This is a genomic window from Vibrio sp. VGrn 2 (genome assembly GCF_009361695.1).
In the GTDB taxonomy this organism is placed as follows: domain Bacteria; phylum Pseudomonadota; class Gammaproteobacteria; order Enterobacterales; family Vibrionaceae; genus Vibrio; species Vibrio diabolicus.
Map to the genome: position 1 here is coordinate 367,183 of NZ_RBWD01000003.1, position 21,790 is coordinate 388,972.

A 21,790-nucleotide genomic window follows, 5' to 3' on the forward strand; every position below is an offset into this window, starting at 1 on the left:
AGAATGAAAACAGAGCTCAAGCAAGTTGTCGTCGTAGGAGCGGGCCCATCTGGCTCCACCGTTTCTGCGTTATTAAAATCGCGTGGCATAGATGTCGTTGTCATAGAAAAAGCCACCTTTCCACGTTTCTCTATCGGAGAAAGCCTGCTTCCTGCATGTATGGAGGTTGTCGAGCAAGCCGGAATGACCAATGCGGTAAAGCAGTTTGGCTTCCAATATAAAGATGGCGCTGCATTTCGTCGCAATGGTGTTTACACCCAGTTCGATTTTACGGACAAATATACCCCAGGGCCGGGTACGACGTTTCAGGTGCAACGTGCCAGTTTTGATAAAGTGCTCGCCGACAGTGCCGCAGAGCAGGGCGTCGATATTCGTTATCAACATGAGCTAGTTAGCTTGGCGTTTGAAGGCAAAAAATCGCGCTTAGAAGTTGTTGGGCCGGATAAACAGACCTATCAAATCGAAGCTGATTTTGTTTTGGATGCGAGTGGTTTTGGCCGTGTTTTGCCACGCTTGTTGGATCTTGAAGAGCCTTCTTGTCTTCCTCCAAGAAAAGCGATATTTACTCACATTGAAGATCGTATCTCTCCACAAGAGCCAGAGTACGATCGTAATAAAATTCTGATTTCCGTGCATCCTGAAAATCACGATGTGTGGTACTGGCTAATTCCATTCTCGAATGGTACATGTTCGTTTGGTGTGGTGGGTGAGCCTGAGTTTTTTGAGCGATACCCAGAGGATAAGCTTGCAGCTTTGCAGCAGTTGGCGAATGAAGAGCCGGGGTTGGCTTCTTTGTTGCGAAACGCGAAGTACCCAAATCCAGCAGGAGAGTTGGGTGGCTATTCAGCGAACGTCAAACGCTTAGCGACAGAAAACTACGCACTGCTTGGTAATGCCGGCGAGTTTCTTGATCCTGTGTTTTCATCGGGTGTCACCATAGCCATGAAGTCGGCGGAATTTGCGGCCGATTGCGTGGTTCGTCAATTAAATGGTGAAGTGGTTGATTGGCAAGAAGAGTATTCGGAACGCTTGATGGTGGGGGTGAACACATTCCGCACTTATGTAGAGGGGTGGTACAGCGGCACATTGCAAGATGTGATCTTCTATCAAAACCCGAATCCACGTATTAAGCAGATGATTAGCGCGATTTTGGCTGGATACGCTTGGGATACAAACAACCCTTACGTAAAACAAAGCGAACAACGTTTGTCGACGCTCGCTGAGCTGGTTCGAGAAGCGGAACTGTAAGAGTATAAATTCTCTTAGCTGAGGATGCGTAAACCTAGGTCTTACCGAGAAATTGGTAAGACCTTTTTTATTCTCGACAATACCTTTTTATTTGTACTTCGAGCTTACTGGAGACATCTTGACCACTTGTTTCGAGGTGTATCGAATTTGAGAAAATTTATAGTGATTATGATCACATACATACTCATTGTTGCTGATATTTATATTAAACGTGTAGGAAATGGATTACATTTTGGGAGTGTTCCCTAAATCCGGCTTCGTTGTGAAAACGGTTTATAAGCAACTGTATAAATTAGTAAAGTTCCAAAAACTGCACCAAAAAAAAGATAAGTTTCTTGCCAAATCAATTCGCTTGGTGAGTTCGAACCATCGACTGCGCCAAACACTTCCTTTACTTTCTCGAATTGTCAAAGAACACGACGCGTCAACAGTCTCTTCGGTTGTTGATCCCGAGAACGCGGTGGCGTGGGGAGGCAAAGTTTCTCCAGAGTTCAAACGCAAAGTCATTCGTATTAGTGAAGAGCTGGAGATCAACCCTAATCATCTGATGGCCTGCATGGCATTTGAAACCGCTGAAACCTTCAGTCCAAGCATCAAAAATGGTTCAGGAAGTGGGGCGACAGGGTTAATTCAATTTATGCCCTCTACCGCTGAGTCATTAGGAGTGAGTACGAAAACTCTTGCGAGGATGAGCGCGGTCGAGCAACTTGACTATGTAAAAGCCTATTACTGGCCATATCGCCATAAAATCAATAGTCTGGAAGATGCGTATATGGCAATTCTCTATCCTGCTGCGATTGGCAAACCGTCTTCTTTCGTTTTGTTCAAGCAAGGCTCGATTGCATACCGACAAAATGCGGGTATCGATCGTCACAATACAGGAAAAATCACGCTTGATGATGTTTCCTATAAAGTACGGAAAAAACTAGAGAAAGGTTTACAGCCCAATTTGATGGGATAGGGCCGTGCTTTATTCCACTTCGCTATTGTTGGTTGGTGTATCGGTGTCTTTGGTGACTCTGACTTGCATAATGCGATGTTTTTTAACGAGGAGTATGTCAAATCGCCAACCTTGGTAGTGAATGTGCTCCCCAACATTTGGGACTCGACCATAAAGCCATGTCAAAAGCCCATTTAATGTTTGAAAGCCTTCTCGCTCTTCACCTTCTATGCTGCTCAGTTCGAGTTTATTCTTGAGCTCATTGAGCGGGATCAACGCGTCCATCAACCAGCTTCCATCTTTTTGTTGCTTGGCCCACACTTGCTGTGGCGCCATGCCCAGTTCTCCAGCAATCGACTTTAACAAGTCGTAAAGGGTTACTAGGCCTTGTACATCACCATACTCATCGACAATAAAGACCATTTCCGCACTGGTTTGTTGCATGTAGTTAAGGAGAGGTAACCCTTTCATGGACTCGGGTACAAAACGCGGACGCTTGAGCTGTTTAGCCAGTTTACTGATAGACAACTCGTCATATTCATCGAGTAGGACTTTGGATGAAATGGTACCAATAATATTGTCCAAACTACCCTTACAGACTGGCCATACGGAGTGTTGGGTTTGGCGAAGGTCAGTAAGGATGACATCAATAGGTTGGTTGGCATCTAGGTAATGGATATCGCACCGTGGTGTCATTAACGATAATGCTAAACGATCGTTAAGGTGGAGTAAGTTGCGAATCATCAATTGCTCTTGTGGCTCAATCGCACCGGACTCAGAGCCTTCGCTAACAATAGCAAAAATATCCTCCTCGGTAACAATCTCACCGTTGCTGTCGTTTTGGCGCAATAATCGGAGAAAAGTATCGGTTGAAAACGTCAATAAGAAGACAAAAGGAGTGGTGAGCTTGGCGAGCCAGTGGATCGGATAAGCTACGATAATAGCGATGGTTTCTGCGTTGTTTTGTGCAAAGCGCTTGGGAACGAGTTCTCCCACCACAATCGCGAAGTAGGTGATCATGAGCACGACGCTCGTCGTTGAAAGTACCGTGGCTATCTCTCTTTCTAGCCCTTGGGTTACTAACCAATTTTCGAATGGTACTGAAAGCGTTGCTTCACCAAAAATACCACTTAATAGCCCGATGACTGTAATGCCTATTTGGATCGTGGAAAGAAACTGAGTCGGATTGTTTTTAAGTTCGAGCGCTAAAGCGGCAGAGGCGTTGTGCTCTGCAATTAATTTTAGCCTTCCGCTTTTGGCTGCGACTAGAGCGATCTCTGACATCGCAAACGCGCCATTGAGTGCGATTAATCCAACCAGCAGTAATACGTCCATAACGTTTCCCAGTAATGTACACGTTAGCAGCATAACTAGATTCACGCGCAAGAAATGTGATGTTGCGAGTAAATCATGCAGCGCTCTATTATCGGGCTCTACGCGCATGAATCCTTCTGTTACTTCACTGGGATTCTGATACACTACGCGCCCATTTCCTCTGTTGAGACGTTTCTATGCCATTTTCTAAGCTTGGTTTAAGCGCATCGATTACTGATGCAGTAAAAGCGCTAGGTTATGAAAAACCGACCTCTATCCAGCAAAAAGCCATTCCAATCGTACTGCGTGGTAGCAACTTAATTGCCGCAGCACAAACGGGGACAGGTAAAACGGCCAGTTTTGTTCTACCAATCTTAGAAAAGCTTAGTCAAGGCGAAACGCAACGTAAAAAACGTGCTCGAGCGATTATTCTTACGCCCACACGCGAACTTGCGCTTCAGGTTCATCAAAGCATTGAAGCTTATGGTAAAAACTTACCGCTGCGCTCAATGGCGATGTTTGGTGGTGTGGATTATGCGCCACAAAAACAAGCCTTGATCGAGGGTGTCGATATTGTGGTAAGCACGCCTGGGCGCTTGATTGATCTGTACGGTCAACGCGCCATTCACTTTGATGAAGTGGAAATGCTAGTGCTTGATGAAGCGGACAAAATGTTGGACATGGGATTCATCGATGCGATCGATAAGATCGTTGATTGCATGCCAGAACATGTTCAAAGTCTGCTGTTCTCGGCAACGCTATCTAACCCTGTTCGTGATTTGGCGAAAAACGCGATTATTGATCCTGAAGAGATCACGATTGCAAAACACAGTGCATCTAAGTCGAACATCAAGCAGTGGATCACCACCGTCGATAAGGACATGAAGTCGTCGCTGTTAAGTCACATGCTCAAAGAAAACGACTGGTCACAAGTACTGGTATTTATTGAAACCAAACACGGTGCTGCCAAGCTTGTTAGCCAACTTGAAAAGCGCGGCATTGTGGCTGAAGCGTTTCACAGCGGCCGTAATCAGCGTGTTCGCCAAGAATTAATAGAAAAGTTCAAAGCCGGTGAAATCCAGTACCTAGTCGCAACTGGTGTTGCAGCGCGCGGTATTGATATCGATAACTTGCCCGTTGTTATTAACTACGACTTACCGTATCCAGCAGATGAATATGTACACCGTATTGGTCGTACTGGTCGTGCTGGCGCACAAGGTGAAGCGATCTCATTAGTCTCAAAAGATGATTTTAAAAACCTTTGTATGATCGAGAGCCGTTTAGGGCACTTGCTAGAGCGAGTGGAAATTGACGGCTTTGCACCAAGAAAGCCAGTGCCGATTTCTATTTTAAATTACGTACCTAAGAACAAACGTAAACCGCACGATAAGCGCGAATCAAAATAGCCTGTTTTATCTCTACGATCCAAAAGCCGCATTGTTGCGGCTTTTTGCGTTTTAGGGAGATTCACTCATGGGTTGACAGTGTTGGCTTTTATGCCGTAATGAGGAAAAAAGTTAATTTATGTCATACGCTTAACACTCAAAGTGAGTCAGCTTTCGTAAAGCTTTTGTCAATTCTCTGTCCTCAGGTTTGCACAAGGTTAGGAATGGGCGCAGACTTTTTCGCTTGCTAGTGAATGCATAAGATGAGGCATAAATGAAAACAGGTGATAAGCAATTCGCCGTTATTGGTCTTGGCCGATTTGGTTTGGCAGTGTGTAAAGAGCTACAAGATTCAGGAGCTCAAGTTTTAGCGGTTGATATCAACGAAGACAGAGTTAAAGAAGCTGCCAGTTTTGTTAGTCAGGCAATTGTGGCTAATTGCACTCACGAAGAGACGGTTGCTGAGCTTAAGCTTGATGATTACGACATGGTGATGATTGCTATTGGAGCGGACGTTAACGCCAGTATTCTCGCCACACTGATCGCCAAAGAAGCGGGAGTGAAGTCAGTATGGGTTAAAGCCAACGATCGATTTCAAGCGCGTGTCCTGCAAAAGATTGGTGCGGACCACATTATCATGCCTGAACGTGACATGGGGATACGTGTCGCGCGTAAAATGCTCGATAAACGGGTTCTTGAGTTCCACCCTTTAGGTAGTGGCTTAGCCATGACGGAGTTTGTGATTGGATCTCGTTGGATGGGTAAGACATTAAGTGACCTCGCACTGTGCAAAGTCGACGGTGTGCAAGTACTCGGGTTTAAACGGGGCCCAGAAATAACCAAGGCGCCAGACCTTAATACCAAGCTGGAAATTGGCGATCTCATTATTGTGGTTGGCCCGCAAGATGCGCTGGCAAATAAATTAAAATCACTATGACGCAGTTTCATCAAAAAGGCGTTTTTTACGCGCCAGATGGTAAACGAGAAAAAGGTAAGGGTAACGAGCCGCGGATTATATTGCTGAGTTTTCTCGGTGTGTTGCTGCCTTCTGCCGTGCTGTTAACCTTGCCAGTTTTTTCTGTTACAGGCCTTTCGATAACGGACGCTTTGTTTACCGCAACATCTGCCATCAGTGTGACAGGGCTTGGTGTTGTCGATACCGGGCAACACTTTACGTTAGCCGGGAAGATCTTGCTGATGCTTTTAATGCAAATAGGTGGGTTGGGTCAGATGACGTTGTCGGCGGTTTTACTCTATATGTTTGGTGTGCGTTTAAGCTTACGCCAGCAAGCGTTAGCGAAAGAAGCGCTAGGGCAAGATCGACAGGTCAATTTAAACCGACTGGTGAAGCGGATTGTGATTTTTGCGCTTGTCGCAGAATCTATTGGGTTTATTTTCCTTTCCGTTCGTTGGGTTCCTGAAATGGGCTGGCAAACTGGCATGTTTTACGCGTTATTTCATGCGATTTCTGCGTTTAACAACGCAGGGTTTGCTCTGTTTTCAGACAGTATGATGAGCTTTGTGAATGACCCGCTGGTCATCTTTACCCTGGCCGGGTTATTCATTTTTGGTGGGCTTGGTTTTACTGTTGTCGGAGACATCTGGCTGAACTGGCGTAAAGGTTTCCACTTTTTGCATCTTCATACCAAAATCATGCTTATCGCGACACCGATATTGCTCCTCGTTGGAACGGTGATGTTTTGGTTACTCGAGCGGAGTAATCCAAATACAATGGAATCGTTACCTTTGGCGGGTCAATGGTTGGCGGCATTCTTCCAATCCGCTAGTGCTCGAACGGCCGGATTCAACAGTGTCGACTTGGCGCAGTTTACCCAGCCAGCGTTATTGATCATGATTGTTCTGATGTTGATTGGTGCTGGGTCCACCTCAACGGGGGGCGGTATTAAGGTTTCCACATTTGCCGTTGCGTTCATGGCTACGTGGACCTTTTTGCGCCAAAAGAAACACGTGGTTATGTTTAAACGAACCGTAAACTGGCAAACCGTGACTAAGTCACTTGCCATTATCGTTGTGAGCGGCGCCATTCTGACAAGCGCGATGTTTTTATTGATGCTCACAGAGAAGGCAAGCTTTGATAAGGTCATGTTTGAAACCATTTCCGCATTTGCGACGGTAGGACTTACCGCTGGTTTGACGGCAGAGCTTTCTGAACCTGGCAAGTACATTATGATCGTGGTGATGATCATTGGTCGTATCGGGCCACTCACGCTTGCCTACATGTTAGCCCGCCCTGAACCTACCTTAATCAAGTACCCAGAAGACGCCGTTCTTACAGGTTAAAGTAGCTTTTATCTGCACCCCACCGACCATAACGAGCACTGATTAATAGCAGTGCTCGTACATTTATAAAATATGTGGGACGTTGCCCAATTTTATCTACAAAGTCGCAGAAGTTTATTTCTTCTTCCTTTTGTTTCGATACTATTCATTCACTCAATTTATACCCTCGGAAGCCACACTTACAAAAGTATTTGGGCATCCGACGCTTTTGTAACGTGATGCTAAATAATATTGTGTTATCTGAGCGAATTGATACCAGCCTTAGTCGTTAGCCACTCAACCTCATTCTATGTTTATGGGCTATTGTGTACTGGCTGTGCTTGGTATTAAACGAATCGAAAAGATGGAGCCGTACTTTGAAATTCAACACACTCGCCTTGACTATGCTAACTGCGCTTCTTGCAGGTAAGAGCATGGCAACTACTCCGCCATCACCAGTTTGGCATACTATTGCGTTGAGCGATGGTACCTCTAGTGAGGCAATTTTACGCGGCACTGCCGATTTCCACTGGTTTGAAGATAAACAAGGTAATGCCTTGGTTCATGAAGATGGCATTTGGTTTTTTGCACAGATTCAGCGCGAGTCAGACATCCCAACGTTACGCTCGACGGGTGTTGCTAAAACTCAATCGAGTGATGCGCCTGAATCGGCGAAGTTTCGCCCGGATCTACAAGTTAAGCCGCAGTTATCTTCTCTAAAAACCATTGAACCGATGGCGCGCCAAAATCTATTGCGTTCGGCGCAAGGTTATCAGGCGATGAGTAGCTCATCGGTGAAGCAACAACCACTGTTGGTTGTGCAAGTCTCCTTTGATGATCAAGTGATGGTGCATGACTTCGAACAACGTGTGTTTAATACCGATGGCCAAAGCGTTGTCGATTATTTTGATAAAAACTCTCAAGGGAAATTCAAAGTTGTCCCTGCGATTGAGAGTTATGGTGCCGCGAATGATGGTGTGATCAATGTGACCGTGGCGCAAAGCCACCCAAATTGCCACTCTAGCTCAACTGACAAGACTTGCACTGCCAAGTTGAATGCGGTCTTCACCGAAGCGTATCAAAAACTGGATCCGTACTTTAATCTTTCGGCTTACGACAGCAATCAAAATGGTACCGTAGAACCGTCAGAGTTGTCAGTGATGTTTATTTTTGCTGGTGGCGACCGTTCAACCGGATTCCTTGATCGTCCTTCTATTTGGCCGCATAAATTCTCTCACGATGATGTGGCCCTAGATGGCAAAAAAATTGCCGATTATTGTGTGTTTGCTGACTACCAAGTTGATCATCAAGCGACGTTAGGCGTGATCGTACATGAGCTTGGCCACTTAATGCTTGGCTTGCCGGATTTGTACGCAAGGAACAGTGATGCTTCGATCGGTTCTTGGGGCGTGATGGGCGGTGGTTCATGGGCACAGAAACCGGGAGACTCATACGCAGGAGACACGCCAGTGAACATGAGCGCGTGGAGTAAACACGCCGCTGGTTTCGTTGTACCAACGATCACTCATGAAAGCCCGATGCCTATTTCCGTGAATAACGACGATGTCAAACTGGTGTATCTCGACCCATACTTGAAAGAGTTTGGCCCACGCGTTTATTTGGAAAACCGTACCTTTAGCGGTTACGACCGAGCATTGGCGGCAGAAGGCATACTAGCGACGTCGGTTAATGTCCAGAATCGCTTTAACGATGTTGGCGCGATGCAGGTTCAAATCATGCAGGCCGATGGTCTGAATGAGTTAGAACATGATGGAAGCAGTGATGCCGGCGATTTGTATCCTAATGGTGGCAATGTCATTTCAGATACATCGACCCCGGGTCTGAGAGCGATCGCCGGGTTTGATACCGGGGTTCGTATTTCCAACATTGCCAGCAATACCAACGGCGGCAGTTTTTCTCTTGAGCATATAAACGAGCCAAATAAATCGGCATGGTTGAACTCTCTTCACCAAGGTTATGTGTACGCAAGTGGCAGTAACACTCTGGCGGTATCATTGGATTTGAATGCTGAGACAAAGCTTGATGGTCTTCAACTTTACGCGCAAAGCAATAGCGCTCAAAGTGACATGACTTATCGAGTATGGCGATTCCCATTCTCAGGTAACGTGGGCTACCGATTAATATTGGATCAGAACAATGCTGAACTTTTACAGCAAGGTAGCTTCCAAAAGCCATCCCGAATTTTATTCCCTCAACCGAGCCAATTAAGTGCGGGTCAGCACCTGTTAGTAGTGGAATTAGAAGGCGGTGAATTTGAATCGAACTTTGACTTTGGCCGCTTACTAAAAACTGAAAAATCATCCCTGCCTGTAATGTGGACTGGTAATTACAATGAGATAGGTACGTTTGGTTTAGAGCAAGCCGGGTTCTCTTATGTTCCGTTTGCAGCACTCTTGAATGTGGAGGCGAACAACATTGTTGAAGCGAAAGCTGATTCACTGCAAACCGATAAGAATACGCCAATCGATCTGAACCTGATGGACAATGATTTCATGGACATAGGATATCAGTTCAATGTGGACATTGTGCAGAAGCCTGAGCACGGCACCATTTCTGGCAACCAATACCAACCTGAAGCTAACTTTGTTGGTTTGGACAGCTTCCAATATCGTTTGCTGTCTACGGACGGCGTGTATTCGTCTTCGGTTGTGAGCGTGCAGGTCGAAGTACTTGGTAGTAATGAAGCACCAAAAGCGCTCATCGATGTGGATAGCCAAAAGATTACTGCTGGACAGAAAGTAACATTGTCGGCGGCAAACAGCACAGATGCGGATGGCGATGTGTTGAACTACCGATGGGAGCAATTGGCTGGTACTTCAGTTTCTATCGGAAACTCGACCGGTGCTACGGCAAGCTTTACAGTGCCTCAAGGTATAAAAGCGGGTGAGGTTCTGACATTCCGTCTAACTGTTACTGATCCAAGTAATGAAACCTCCAGTGCTACCGTCAATTTAACCATGCAAAACGCAGCGCCAGTCACGTTAGCAGATACGGCGACCGTTGCCGTTGGTGAAAGCATTGTGATTGATGCTGCTGGCAATGATTCGGATGTGAATGGCGATAAACTGGTTGTAGAAAGCGTACAGAACCTAACGGGCGTGGGAAGTGCGAGTGTAGAAAATGGCAAAATTCGTTTTCAAGCTCCGGATAGTGCGGTTGATAACATCAAGCTGCAATATACGGTTTCAGATGGCCACGGTGCTACCGCAATAGGTGAAGTGACCGTGACGGTTGTCGCTTCTTTGAAAACAACGACATTCAAGAACTCTGAAGGTAGTGGCAGTGTTTCTTATTGGGCTCTGATGTTACTTGTTGCATTGGGCTGGCGACGCCGCGTCTAAAACGATATCGAATTACGGTATAAGCCACTCACATTGAGTGGCTTATTTTTTGTGCCTGTTTTACTTCCTAGTGTCTCTCATTATCTTATGAGATGTGTTTCTCATTATTTTTAAAGCGATTTTTCTATTCAGCGGTTACCCTATGGGCAGATTTTTATAAATTAAGGATGTTGTATGTCAACCGAGGACTTTTCTGTTTCGGCAATATGCCGAGAAGCAGCAGTGATGGTCAGAAGGAACCTACTCGCAATTGTCATTGCTTGTATTCCATTGATCATCGTGCACTCAATTTTTGTGTTTATGTATCCTGAAATGACGGGGCAAGATCAAGCGAACGCTCAAGAAGGAAACATCGCGGGATTTTATTTCGTCACAATCATTTTATACCCACTTGTTGCCGCGATGGCGGCTGTGCGTGTACACCGAATTTATTTGGTTGGCGATTACATGCACTCAGCGTTGGATGTATTTCGCTTGTCAGCCAGAGAATTCCGTTTCATTGGCTGGTGGATATTATTTGGGTTGATGATGATGCTCGTCATTGGTATCCCAATCTTTGTGTTGTCGTTTCTCTATATTGCAGAAAGTGGTGAACCTGATTTTGTCGCCATGGCATTTATCACAACGGTTGCAAGCATTCCGGGCTATTGGGTGATGGCGCGCTGGTCGTTAGTGTTGCCAGCGACCGCAATGGATCATCAGCCGCGCAGCTTGCGTCGTTCGTGGAACCAAAGCAGACCATACAACAAACAAGTATTCATTTTGATGGGCTTAATTCCATTGGGCGCGGGATTGCTCAGTCAGCTTATCTTTAGTCACTTTACTAACCTTTTCATGCTGAGTCTTGTGGGTGTTGCCTATGGTATTTTCGGTGCGTACCAGTTGGCTTTGTTATCGTTGAGCTATAAAACGGTCGTGGACATTGAACGCGCTCGTTTTGATACACCATCAGAGCCACCAAAAACGGGTGAAGAGTTTTCCGCTTAATCATTTGATCGCTTTTACATGCCACTTCCGTTTGTGAGGTGGTATGCAGCGGGTTAATACCTTCCTACCGCCTTCACGTTATTCACGCAAAATACCCATGCCCATTTCATGGCTGAATGACAGTGATGTTCACACGTATACTGACAGCAGTACTTCTTTTTATTAAGGAACCCCACATGTCCATTTGGCAACGGGTCAGTTTCACCCATCGCTTTAGTCAATTACCGTCAGCTTTCTATACTTTGGTCGAGCCGCAACCCTTGGATAATACTCGTTGGGTCGTTTGGAATGGTGAGTTTGCGCAGCAGTTTGGTTTACCAGCAAAGCAAAGCGATGAGCTATTGGCGGTTTTTTCTGGGCAAAGCGAATTCGAACCGTTTCGCCCTCTGGCGATGAAATACGCAGGACATCAGTTTGGCGTTTACAACCCAGACTTGGGCGATGGACGTGGATTGCTGTTGGCGGAAATTGAGCATCAAGATGGCACTTGGTTTGATATTCACCTTAAAGGCGCGGGGCTAACCCCCTACTCGCGAATGGGGGACGGCAGGGCGGTGTTGCGCTCAACCATTCGTGAGTATCTATGTAGTGAAGCCATGGCGGGGCTTGGGATCCCGACGACTCGTGCTCTTGGCATGATGGTCAGTGACACGCCGGTTTATCGCGAGAAAACAGAATTCGGCGCAATGTTGATTCGTATGGCGGAGACCCACGTGCGTTTTGGCCATTTCGAGCATTTTTTCTATACCAATCAATTGGCAGAGCAGAAGTTGCTGGCGGACAAAGTGATCGAGTGGCACTTTGCTGATTGTGCATCGGCAGAGAAGCCATACGCTGCAATGTTTGGTGAAATTGTTCAGAAAACAGCGGACATGATTGCTTATTGGCAAGCGTATGGGTTTGCTCATGGGGTAATGAACACCGACAACATGTCGATCCTTGGTCAAACGTTTGATTACGGCCCGTTTGGTTTTCTTGATGATTATGAGCCGGGATATATTTGTAATCATTCCGACTACCAAGGCCGTTATGCATTTGACCAACAGCCAAGAATTGCGCTTTGGAACCTATCAGCACTCGCGCATGCGCTATCGCCACTCGTTGAGCGAGAAGATTTAGAAGCGTCGTTGAGTCAATTTGAAGTCCGGTTGAGTCAGCAGTTCAGCCGCCTAATGCGTGAGAAGTTGGGTTTAAAAACCAAGATCGCGGAAGATGGACGTTTATTTGAAGCAATGTTTGAGCTCCTTCACCAAAATAACACGGATTACACTCGCTTCTTTAGAACGCTTTCAAATCTTGATACTGATTCTTCTCAAGCCGTAATCGATTTATTTCTCGACCGAGAAGCTGCGCGAGCTTGGCTTGATCTGTATTTAGCTCGGTGTGAGCTAGAGGTTGATGAACTAGGGGATCTGATTTCAGCCGAACAGCGTTGCGAACAGATGCGTCAAGCCAATCCCAAATACATCTTGCGTAACTACTTGGCTCAGTTGGCGATTGATAAAGCGGAAGAAGGGGACTTTAGTGAATTACACCGATTGGCCGAACTGTTAAAGCGCCCATTTGATGAGCAACCCGAGTTTGATGATTACGCGAAATTGCCACCGGAATGGGGGAAGAAAATGGAGATAAGCTGTTCTTCATAAATGGGTCATTTCCCACCCATTTGAATCTTTTTCTTGGGTGGAATTCACTCGTTATACTCTGTGTTCATGTTAATGGGCTTTGTTAATTTATTGAAATGCATATGAATTTTAACATGGTCCATTAATTGCTCTTTGTTGAACATCCGTACCCATCGCCTAATACCTAGTTATTCATGGACGGGATGGGATGTGATTCAACAAGGAGAATAATAATGTTTAAGCCTCTAACTCTACTATCTGTCTCTGCGCTTGCTGTAACGAGCTTTAACGCTGCCGCGAATTGTGACCCAGGTGAAACGGTCATCAAGTTCAGCCATGTAACGAACGCGGACAAACACCCAAAAGGTATTGCGGCTTCGTTACTTGAAAAACGCGTTAACGAAGAGATGAACGGTAAAGTCTGTATGCAGGTGTTTCCGAACTCAACGCTTTACGATGATGATAAGGTGTTGGAAGCACTACTAAATGGTGATGTTCAACTCGCTGCACCTTCTCTTTCTAAGTTTGAGAAATTCACCAAAAAGTACCGCCTTTTCGATCTGCCTTTCTTATTCGACGATGTCGACGCTGTTGACCGCTTCCAAAACTCTGAAGCCGGTGAAAAGCTGAAAAACTCAATGAAACGACGTGGCCTACAAGGTATTGCGTTTTGGCATAATGGCATGAAGCAAATGTCAGCCAACAAGCCGCTCATTTCTCCAGCCGATGCTGAAGGGCTTAAGTTCCGTGTTCAAGCTTCTGACGTTCTCGTTGCTCAGTTTGAACAGCTAGGCGCAAACCCGCAAAAAATGTCATTCAAAGAAGTGTACGGTGGCCTGCAAACTAAGGTTATTGATGGTCAAGAAAATACTTGGTCAAACATCTACGGCAAAAAGTTCTTCGAAGTTCAAGATGGCATTACGGAAACGAACCACGGGATTCTGGATTACCTAGTGGTGACGTCAAACGACTTCTGGAAAAACTTACCAGACGATCAGCGCGAGCAGCTAAACACAATCATCCAAGAGGTGACAGCGCAGCGTAATGCTGAGTCGACCAAAGTGAACCTGGCGAACAAAAACAACATCATCGAAGCTGGTGGTGTGGTTCGCACGTTAACGCCAGAGCAGCGCCAAGAATGGGTCACTGCACTTCAGCCAGTATGGAAGAAGTTTGAAAAAGACATTGGTTCTGACCTAATTGAAGCCGCTTTGGCTTCTAACCAAAAATAATAACGCCTAGCACGCTTAGCCCTCTCGATTGGAGGGGGCTCTTTTCCCCTACAGACGACGTGATGTAATTATGGAACAGACTTTTTTTGCCAAGGCTGGACGAATCACCGATGCCATTGAAGAGACTTTGATTGCTTTCTTCTTAGGTGCCATGACCTTGTTAACCTTTGCCAATGTCATCTTTCGTTATGTCTTTAACGACAATATTCTTTGGGCGCTTGAGCTCACCGTCTTTATGTTCGCATGGATGGTGTTGGTCGGCGCTTCTTACGGTGTGAAAAAACACTTTCATATTGGTGTTGATGTGATCATCAACATAGTGCCAGAGGGCAAACGAAAAGCCTTGGCGTTATTTGCTGCAATATGCTGTTTAGCCTTCTCTATTTTGCTTTTAATTGGCTCTTGGAACTACTGGTATCCGTTCGCCACAGACCGAGCGTGGTATGAAACGGATGATATTCCAATGCCGGAAATGCTTCAGTTTATGGCGGATTGGTTAAACGAGGGAGAGCGTTACGAAAAGCTGCCACGTTTTATTCCTTATTTCGCTTTGCCGCTTGGTATGGCGTTGCTAACGCTGAGATTTGCTCAGGCAACATGGCAAATTGCTACCGGAAAGCTCGACCGACTGATTGCAGGGCATGAAGCAGAAGAAGAGCTAGAGGCGCTTCAAGAAGAGATGAGTGATGCCGGTGATCTTATGGCTCCAAAGGCCTCAGACAATTCTAAGAGCAAGGAGCAATAAGCCATGGATATCTTATTTCTATTTTTGATGGTGATTGGCTTCATGCTCGTCGGCGTGCCAATCGCAGTTTCTCTGGGTCTTTCCAGTATTCTTTTCCTTTTGATTCATTCGGATGCGTCTTTGGCGTCTGTTGCTCAAACGTTGTTTAATGCATTTGCTGGACACTACACTCTATTAGCAATTCCATTCTTCATTTTAGCTTCAAGCTTTATGTCGACAGGTGGTGTAGCGAAACGGATCATTCGTTTCGCGATTGCGATTGTAGGCTGGTTCCGTGGTGGTTTAGCGATGGCTTCGGTTGTCGCGTGTATGATGTTTGCCGCGCTGTCAGGTTCATCTCCAGCAACGGTTGTTGCCATAGGTAGCATCGTTATCGCAGGTATGATCAAAAACGGTTACTCAAAAGAGTTTGCGGCCGGCGTAATTTGTAACGCAGGTACGCTAGGGATTTTGATTCCGCCGTCTATCGTTATGGTGGTTTACGCTGCCGCGACCGATGTATCAGTTGGACGTATGTTCCTCGGTGGTGTGATTCCCGGTTTGCTAGCGGGTGTCATGTTGATGATAGCGATCTATATTGCGGCCCGTATTAAGAACCTGCCAAAACAACCATTTGTCGGTTGGAAAGAGACGTTTGATGCAGCTAAGGATGCAAGCTGGGGCTTGTTGCTGGTGGTGATCATTCTCGGTGGTATTTATGGCGGTATTTTCACCCCAACAGAAGCCGCTGCGGTTGCTGCTGTGTACTCGTTCTTTATTGCCAACTTTGTATACAAAGACATGGGGCCATTTGCAGACAATAAAAACACTAAACCTGCGCTCGTTAAAATCTTCCAAACCTTCGTTCATAAAGACACCAAACACACGCTGTATGAAGCGGGTAAACTCACCATCATGCTGCTTTTCATTATTGCCAATGCGTTAATTTTGAAGCACGTTCTCACGGAAGAACGCATCCCGCAAATGATCACAGAGTCGATGATGTCAGCTGGTCTAGGACCAATCACCTTCTTGATTGTGGTGAACGTATTGCTGTTGATTGGTGGTCAGTTTATGGAGCCATCAGGCTTATTGATCATTGTTGCACCACTGGTGTTCCCAATTGCGATAGCACTGGGGATCGATCCAATTCACTTAGGTATTATGATGGTGGTGAATATGGAGATAGGTATGATAACACCACCTGTTGGGCTTAACTTGTTTGTTACTGCAGGTGTCGCCAAAATGTCGATGATGAATGTAGTAAAAGCCGCACTGCCATGGGTGGCGGTGATGTTCCTATTCCTCATTATTGTAACGTACGTGCCATGGGTGTCGACTTGGTTACCAACGACCTTGATGGGGCCAGAAATCATTACTAAGTAATGGCACCAGATATTTGAAGAAAAACAAAAGAGGTGTGATGATTCACACCTCTTCGTCTATGGGTTTGTAGCTAGGCCTACGAGGGTCTGGGTGGACTCGCCGCTCGTAGCTTCGCCACTTCTTTTTATTCTTGCGCCGCTCCTCGCCTGAACGTCTCTCTTCTTGATATTGCCCGTCTACCATCACGGTATCTGTAATGATCGGTATTCTCACTTTCTCGTTCATATCCGTAACAACCATGATGAATCAGTTATTAAAAATTATGATTCAAGTTGGATATAATACCAATCCTTGAGAATCGTTTTATTTATAGAGCTCTTTATCTATTTGATAGCGTTGCATTTTGTCATACAGAGTTTTTCGAGGCACATTCAATTGCGCCATTGTCTGTTTAATGCTGCCGTTATTTTCCAGTAATGCGCCTTCAATGGCTGCTCTCTCGAACTCTGCTACTTGTTCTGCAAGACTTGAAGAAGGCTTGGCAACTGGAGTCGATTCTCCTAACTGAATTAATTTACCCAATAGCACGAAACGCTCTGCTGCATTTCTTAGCTCGCGAACATTGCCTGGCCAGTCATGGTTCATCAGTTGGGCGAGGTCGTGGGATGACAAGCTAGGAGAGCTTTTACCGTAACGTGAAGCCGCTACCAATAGGAAATGATGGAAGAGGGCAGGGATGTCTTCTTTCCGTTCACGCAGTGGCGGGAGATCTAAGGTAACCACATTCAGTCGATAGTAAAGATCTTGGCGAAAGGTTCCCTCTTCAGCAGCGCGTTTCAAATCGACTTTGGTTGCGGCAATTACTCGAATATCTAAGGGCAAGAGTTCATTCGAGCCGACACGCTCAATCACACGCTCTTGCAGTACTCTCAGTAAACGGATTTGGGCTTGGATTGGCATTGACTCGATTTCATCCAAGAAAAGTGTACCGCCTTGAGCAAATTCAAATTTACCGATACGGCGGCTTTCTGCGCCAGTAAATGCGCCTTTTTCATGCCCGTAGAGTTCGCTCTCAATCAAATTCTCTGGTACTGCACCACAATTTACTGCGACAAAGTTTTGGTTCCGTCGAGAGCTTTGCTCATGCAAAGAGCGGGCGATTAACTCTTTACCTGTACCAGTCTCGCCAAACAATAAGATATCTGCATCAGTATCGGCGATGTGAGCAATGGTTTCGCGTAACATTTGAATGCTAGACGTTTCTCCGATAACACGAGGTCCGAGCGTTTTACTTGCCTTGAGAGACAGGCGTAACTTCTCGTTTTCAACCGTTAATTGGCGCTTCTCAATGGCGCGCTTGACGGTTTCAACTAGGTGCTCAGGTGGGAATGGCTTTTCGATAAAATCATACGCTCCTTGGTGTAACGCATTAACTGCCATTGAGATATCGCCATGACCAGTAATCATAATCACGGGAAGATGGGTGTCTTTTCGTACAAGGGTATTCAGTAAATCCATCCCTGAAATACCGGGTAAGCAAATATCGGTAATCACCACACCTGGCTCGGCTCCCTGCTTAATGGCGAGTAAGGCAGATTCAGCGTCTGGAAAGAATGTGGCATCGATATCTGCCAATTCAAACGTTTGTTCTATTGCCAGTCTAAGATCGGCTTCATCATCAATAAAAAACACCTGACACATGATCTCATCCTTTTGATTGTTCTGTGTTGTTAGGAGCGATAGGTAAACACAATGAAAATCGAGCTCCGCCTTGTTCTCGATTTTGGGCACATAATCTTCCGTTCATACTGGCTAAGATTTGTTGCGAGATAGAGAGTCCTAAACCTAACCCATTTTGTTTGGTAGTTAGGAAAGGCTCACATAAGTCCGAAAGTGAGAAATCTCCAAGCCCTGGACCATTGTCATCTACATGAATCCAAACCAAACCGGCATGTTCGTCTTGCTCTACGGATAACTGTACTTGTTTGTCTTGTTGCTCTTTGAGAGCCTCTATCGCATTGGTCAGCAAATTAACCAACACTTGTTCAAGTTGAATGATATTGATCTGAACTTCAACATCGTGCTCTGGTACCTGCGTTTCTAGCGTGACACGTGCAGATTTAAGTGCGGGTTTCATCAGCTCTTTGACTGAGGCAATTACTGGAAACAAACGAGATTGAGCCAGCTCGTTTCCACTGGTTTTTTTAGCGAAAGAACGAAGCTGCTGACTGATGTTTGCCATACGATCAGTGAGGGCTGAGATGCGAGTTAGATTATCTTCCACTCGCTCATATTTTTCTTTTTGGAGGAACAGCTTGCCGTTTTCAGCAAAGCTGCGAATGGCCGCAAGTGGATTATTCAGTTCATGACTGATACTGGCTGACATTTGCCCTAATACTGCTAGTTTCGCAGCTTGAACGAGTTCGTCTTGCGTTAGGCGAAGTGTTTGTTCGGTTTCTATTCTCTGGGCGATTTCTGCTTGCAATTCTGCGGTGCGAGCCATGACTTGATATTCAAGTTTTTGATTGGCCTCTTGCTGAATTCTCTCAAGTTGTAAGTGGCGTTGTTGACGGTGATAGATGAGCTGGCCAATTAAAAACAACACGGTGAATGCAAGAGTAAGTACAAAAATGTAACCCATTGTGAGCCAGACGATAGACTGCTTAGGAGATAGTACACGGATGGTCAGCTTGAGCTCTGGTAGGGGCAACGAAGAGACCACCAAGGTCCCTTTGTTATATGGGTAACCTTGTTTTAGCTCAGAATGCGTTTCCTCCACATTGCCCACCAGTCCTAGAGTTTCAATTGGCTCATCAAGGTATTGTCGGCTTGCCCAAACTTGTTTTCTTTCATTCTCAGTCAGTGGTTGTAAGCTTTTGAGTAGCCAATCACTTCGGCTGCTCATGAAAACAATCCCGTGCGGATCGCTCGCGACGAACACACTATTTGGCTGCTGCCAGTTGTCTTCTATCTTACTCAAGTCCATCTTAACCACGACCACACCAAGGACGCCGCCCGCATATATGATCGGATAAGAATAGTAGTAGCCACGCTTACCCGAAGTCGAACCCAGCGCGTAGTATTGGCTTCGTTCCCCAACGATTGCTTGTTTGAAATAAGGGCGGAACGCAAAATTTCGTCCAAGAAAAGATCGCTCTTTACGCCAGTTGCTGGCCGCGACCGTCGTACCCCATTGATCGATTAAATAGGTATCTGCCGCTTCAATCACGTCATTAACGGATTCTAAATACCGATTGGTGAGTTCCAGTTGGGCACTGTTATTTGGATGCAGTAACGCTTGATGGAGAGGGTCATCTTTGGCCAGAAGGTTAGGGATATGGGCGTATTTATCGAGTTTGTTTTTAATATGACTAGAAAATTGCTCAAGTTGGGACTGGTGTTTATCAAGCAATGATTGATAACTAGTCTGCCAAACCCAATGACCACCTATGATTGCGCAAAGGAAATAGAAGGCAAAAAAAGTCAGCAGAATCCGGTTTTTTTGCGACATCCTTACACTCCTTAAACCTTTCCTTTGGTCACGTAAGAAAATGTTAATAGTTTGTAGGGAGGATTAGGGATTTAGTTTTCAACTCTGTGGAGTAAAACAAGAGCAAGATCTCTTTTTAGGCTTTTCGATAAAAAAACCGGTCGATTCTCTTGAAAAAGTCGCTATTGTCCCCATTCTAGATATGCTGACGATACTTAGACGGTGTTTGAATCGCATTTTTGAAGAAAAAATGGGTCAGCATTCGAGAATTTAGCGCAGACAATGTCCACATAGTGGCTATTGGCTCGACAGGGTTGCGACAGATCGCTAGAATGTCGCGTCTAAAAATTCTGTCCTGAGGCTAATAGGAGATACCTTTGGTAATTTTATCGAAGATATCACTGATTAGTCCGGTACTGACAAACAGTATCGATACTCGATTTAAATTAGGTGTTCGGACAGAACACTACACAAGGATGAAGCGTAAGCTCCGCTGAGTTTCGCTCATACGCTCGGAAAACCGAGCCACTTTAGAGGTTTATATATAATGCAAGTTACTGTTGAAACGCTAGAGGGCCTAGAGCGCCGTCTAAACATTACTGTTCCAGCTGCAAACATCGAAGACGCTGTAACAGCTGAACTACGCAACATCGCTAAAAACCGTCGTTTCGATGGTTTCCGTAAGGGTAAAGTGCCTCTAAAAATGGTTGCTAAGATGTACGGCAAAGCAGTACGTCAAGACGTTCTTGGTGAAGTTATGCAACGCCACTTCATCGAAGCTATCGTTAAAGAGAAAATCAACCCAGCTGGCGCTCCAACTTTCGCTCCTGTAGAAAACAAAGAAGGTTCAGACCTAGTTTTCACTGCAACTTTTGAAGTTTACCCAGAAGTTGAGCTTAAAGGCCTAGAAAACATCACTGTTGAAAAACCGCTAACTGAAGTTAAAGACGCAGACGTAGAAGAGATGATCGATACTCTACGTAAGCAACAAGCTACTTGGGTTGAAGTTGAAGAAGCAGCAGAAGATGGCAAACGCGTAAGCATTGACTTCGTTGGTTCTATCGACGGTGAAGAATTCGAGGGCGGTAAAGCTGAGAACTTCCCACTAGAAATGGGCGCTGGTCGCATGATTCCTGGTTTCGAAGACGGTATCGCAGGTAAAACTGCAGGTATGGAATTCGACATCGATGTGACTTTCCCAGAAGATTACCACGCTGAAAACCTAAAAGGTAAAGCAGCTAAGTTCGCAATCAAAGTGAACAAAGTTGAAGCTCGTGAACTACCAGAACTAAACGACGAGTTCGTTGCTAAGTTCGGTGTTGTTGAAGGCGGTGTTGAAGCACTTAAAGCTGAAGTTCGTAAAAACATGGAACGCGAGCTTAAGCAAGCTGTTAAGAACCGCATCAAAGAGCAAGCGATTGACGGTCTAGTTGAGCAAAACGACATCAACGTACCATCAGCGCTTATCGAGCAAGAAATTCAAGTTCTACGTCAACAAGCTGCACAACGCTTCGGTGGTAACCCAGAAGCTGCTGCTCAGCTTCCACGTGAGCTGTTCGAAGAGCAAGCTAAACGTCGCGTAGTAGTTGGTCTTCTACTAGGTGAAGTAATCAAGTCTGAAGAGCTAAAAGCGGACGACGAGAAAGTTAAAGCTCTAATTGAAGAAATGGCTACTGCATACGAAGATCCATCAGAAGTTATTGCTTACTACGAGCAAAACGAAGAAATGATGAACAACATGCGCAATGTAGCTCTAGAAGAGCAAGCAATCGACGCGATCATCGCTAAAGCACAGGTTTCTGAGAAAGAAGTAGGCTTCAACGAGCTACTTAACCAACAACAACCTGCTGCTTAATAAGCAATATCTTGCGTAGAAG

16 protein-coding genes are annotated in these 21,790 nt (G+C 45.5%); 12 read left to right on the top strand and 4 right to left on the bottom strand.

Annotated elements, in window-relative coordinates:
- The first annotated feature begins 3 nt into the window (after nt 1-3).
- Nucleotides 4-1,248 carry an NAD(P)/FAD-dependent oxidoreductase gene (locus D8S93_RS08315; RefSeq protein ID WP_152812747.1) on the top strand — a complete coding sequence of 415 codons (1,245 nt, stop codon included), beginning with the start codon at nt 4-6 and terminating at the stop codon, nt 1,246-1,248.
- 220 nt (nt 1,249-1,468) lie between these two features.
- Nucleotides 1,469-2,209 carry a transglycosylase SLT domain-containing protein gene (locus tag D8S93_RS08320; protein ID WP_152812749.1) on the top strand — a complete coding sequence of 247 codons (741 nt, stop codon included), beginning with the start codon at nt 1,469-1,471 and terminating at the stop codon, nt 2,207-2,209.
- Between the two features lie 9 nt (nt 2,210-2,218).
- On the opposite strand, the gene D8S93_RS08325 is transcribed toward D8S93_RS08320, so the two are convergent.
- Nucleotides 2,219-3,556 carry a hemolysin family protein gene (locus tag D8S93_RS08325; RefSeq protein WP_104970040.1) on the bottom strand — a complete coding sequence of 446 codons (1,338 nt, stop codon included), beginning with the start codon at nt 3,554-3,556 and terminating at the stop codon, nt 2,219-2,221.
- A 143-nt stretch (nt 3,557-3,699) separates the two neighbouring features.
- Here D8S93_RS08325 and D8S93_RS08330 point away from each other — a divergent pair, with 143 nt between their 5' ends.
- From D8S93_RS08330 to D8S93_RS08370, 9 genes are all read left to right on the top strand, one after another.
- Nucleotides 3,700-4,908 carry a DEAD/DEAH box helicase gene (locus D8S93_RS08330; protein WP_046874220.1) on the top strand — a complete coding sequence of 403 codons (1,209 nt, stop codon included), beginning with the start codon at nt 3,700-3,702 and terminating at the stop codon, nt 4,906-4,908.
- 253 nt (nt 4,909-5,161) lie between these two features.
- Nucleotides 5,162-5,824, top strand: coding sequence for a potassium channel family protein (locus tag D8S93_RS08335; protein WP_006742864.1), 663 nt, complete (start codon nt 5,162-5,164; stop codon nt 5,822-5,824).
- Entirely contained in the window at nt 5,821-7,188 is a 1,368-nt protein-coding gene (locus tag D8S93_RS08340) for a TrkH family potassium uptake protein (protein WP_152812751.1), read from the top strand. The genes D8S93_RS08335 and D8S93_RS08340 overlap by 4 nt, the downstream gene beginning before the upstream one ends.
- Before the next feature lie 356 nt (nt 7,189-7,544).
- Nucleotides 7,545-10,529, top strand: a complete 2,985-nt coding sequence (locus tag D8S93_RS08345; RefSeq protein WP_193621590.1) for a M6 family metalloprotease domain-containing protein — start codon at nt 7,545-7,547, stop codon at nt 10,527-10,529.
- A 174-nt stretch (nt 10,530-10,703) separates the two neighbouring features.
- Nucleotides 10,704-11,516: a sugar transporter gene (locus D8S93_RS08350; protein WP_152812753.1), complete on the top strand. Its 813-nt coding sequence runs from the start codon at nt 10,704-10,706 to the stop codon at nt 11,514-11,516.
- Nucleotides 11,517-11,692: 176 nt separating this feature from the next.
- Complete coding sequence (locus tag D8S93_RS08355) at nt 11,693-13,162, top strand: protein adenylyltransferase SelO (RefSeq protein ID WP_152812755.1); 1,470 nt, start codon at nt 11,693-11,695, stop codon at nt 13,160-13,162.
- A gap of 212 nt (nt 13,163-13,374) precedes the next feature.
- The gene (locus D8S93_RS08360) at nt 13,375-14,373 is read left to right on the top strand and encodes a TRAP transporter substrate-binding protein (RefSeq protein ID WP_005390503.1); all 999 of its coding nucleotides are present in this window, start codon (nt 13,375-13,377) and stop codon (nt 14,371-14,373) included.
- Nucleotides 14,374-14,443: 70 nt separating this feature from the next.
- Nucleotides 14,444-15,118 carry a TRAP transporter small permease gene (locus tag D8S93_RS08365; RefSeq protein WP_005390505.1) on the top strand — a complete coding sequence of 225 codons (675 nt, stop codon included), beginning with the start codon at nt 14,444-14,446 and terminating at the stop codon, nt 15,116-15,118.
- Between the two features lie 3 nt (nt 15,119-15,121).
- Nucleotides 15,122-16,483: a TRAP transporter large permease gene (locus D8S93_RS08370; RefSeq protein WP_053807126.1), complete on the top strand. Its 1,362-nt coding sequence runs from the start codon at nt 15,122-15,124 to the stop codon at nt 16,481-16,483.
- 42 nt (nt 16,484-16,525) lie between these two features.
- On the opposite strand, the gene D8S93_RS25000 is transcribed toward D8S93_RS08370, so the two are convergent.
- The 3 genes from D8S93_RS25000 to D8S93_RS08385 all read right to left on the bottom strand — a co-directional run bounded on the left by D8S93_RS25000 (nt 16,526) and on the right by D8S93_RS08385 (nt 19,934).
- Nucleotides 16,526-16,708, bottom strand: coding sequence for a hypothetical protein (locus D8S93_RS25000; protein WP_041853050.1), 183 nt, complete (start codon nt 16,706-16,708; stop codon nt 16,526-16,528).
- Between the two features lie 78 nt (nt 16,709-16,786).
- The gene (locus D8S93_RS08380) at nt 16,787-18,124 is read right to left on the bottom strand and encodes a sigma-54-dependent transcriptional regulator (RefSeq protein WP_005390512.1); all 1,338 of its coding nucleotides are present in this window, start codon (nt 18,122-18,124) and stop codon (nt 16,787-16,789) included.
- 4 nt (nt 18,125-18,128) lie between these two features.
- Entirely contained in the window at nt 18,129-19,934 is a 1,806-nt protein-coding gene (locus D8S93_RS08385) for a sensor histidine kinase (RefSeq protein ID WP_152812758.1), read from the bottom strand.
- Nucleotides 19,935-20,460: 526 nt separating this feature from the next.
- Here D8S93_RS08385 and tig point away from each other — a divergent pair.
- Entirely contained in the window at nt 20,461-21,768 is a 1,308-nt protein-coding gene (gene tig / locus D8S93_RS08395; protein WP_005390526.1) for a trigger factor, read from the top strand.
- Nucleotides 21,769-21,790 lie beyond the last annotated feature (22 nt).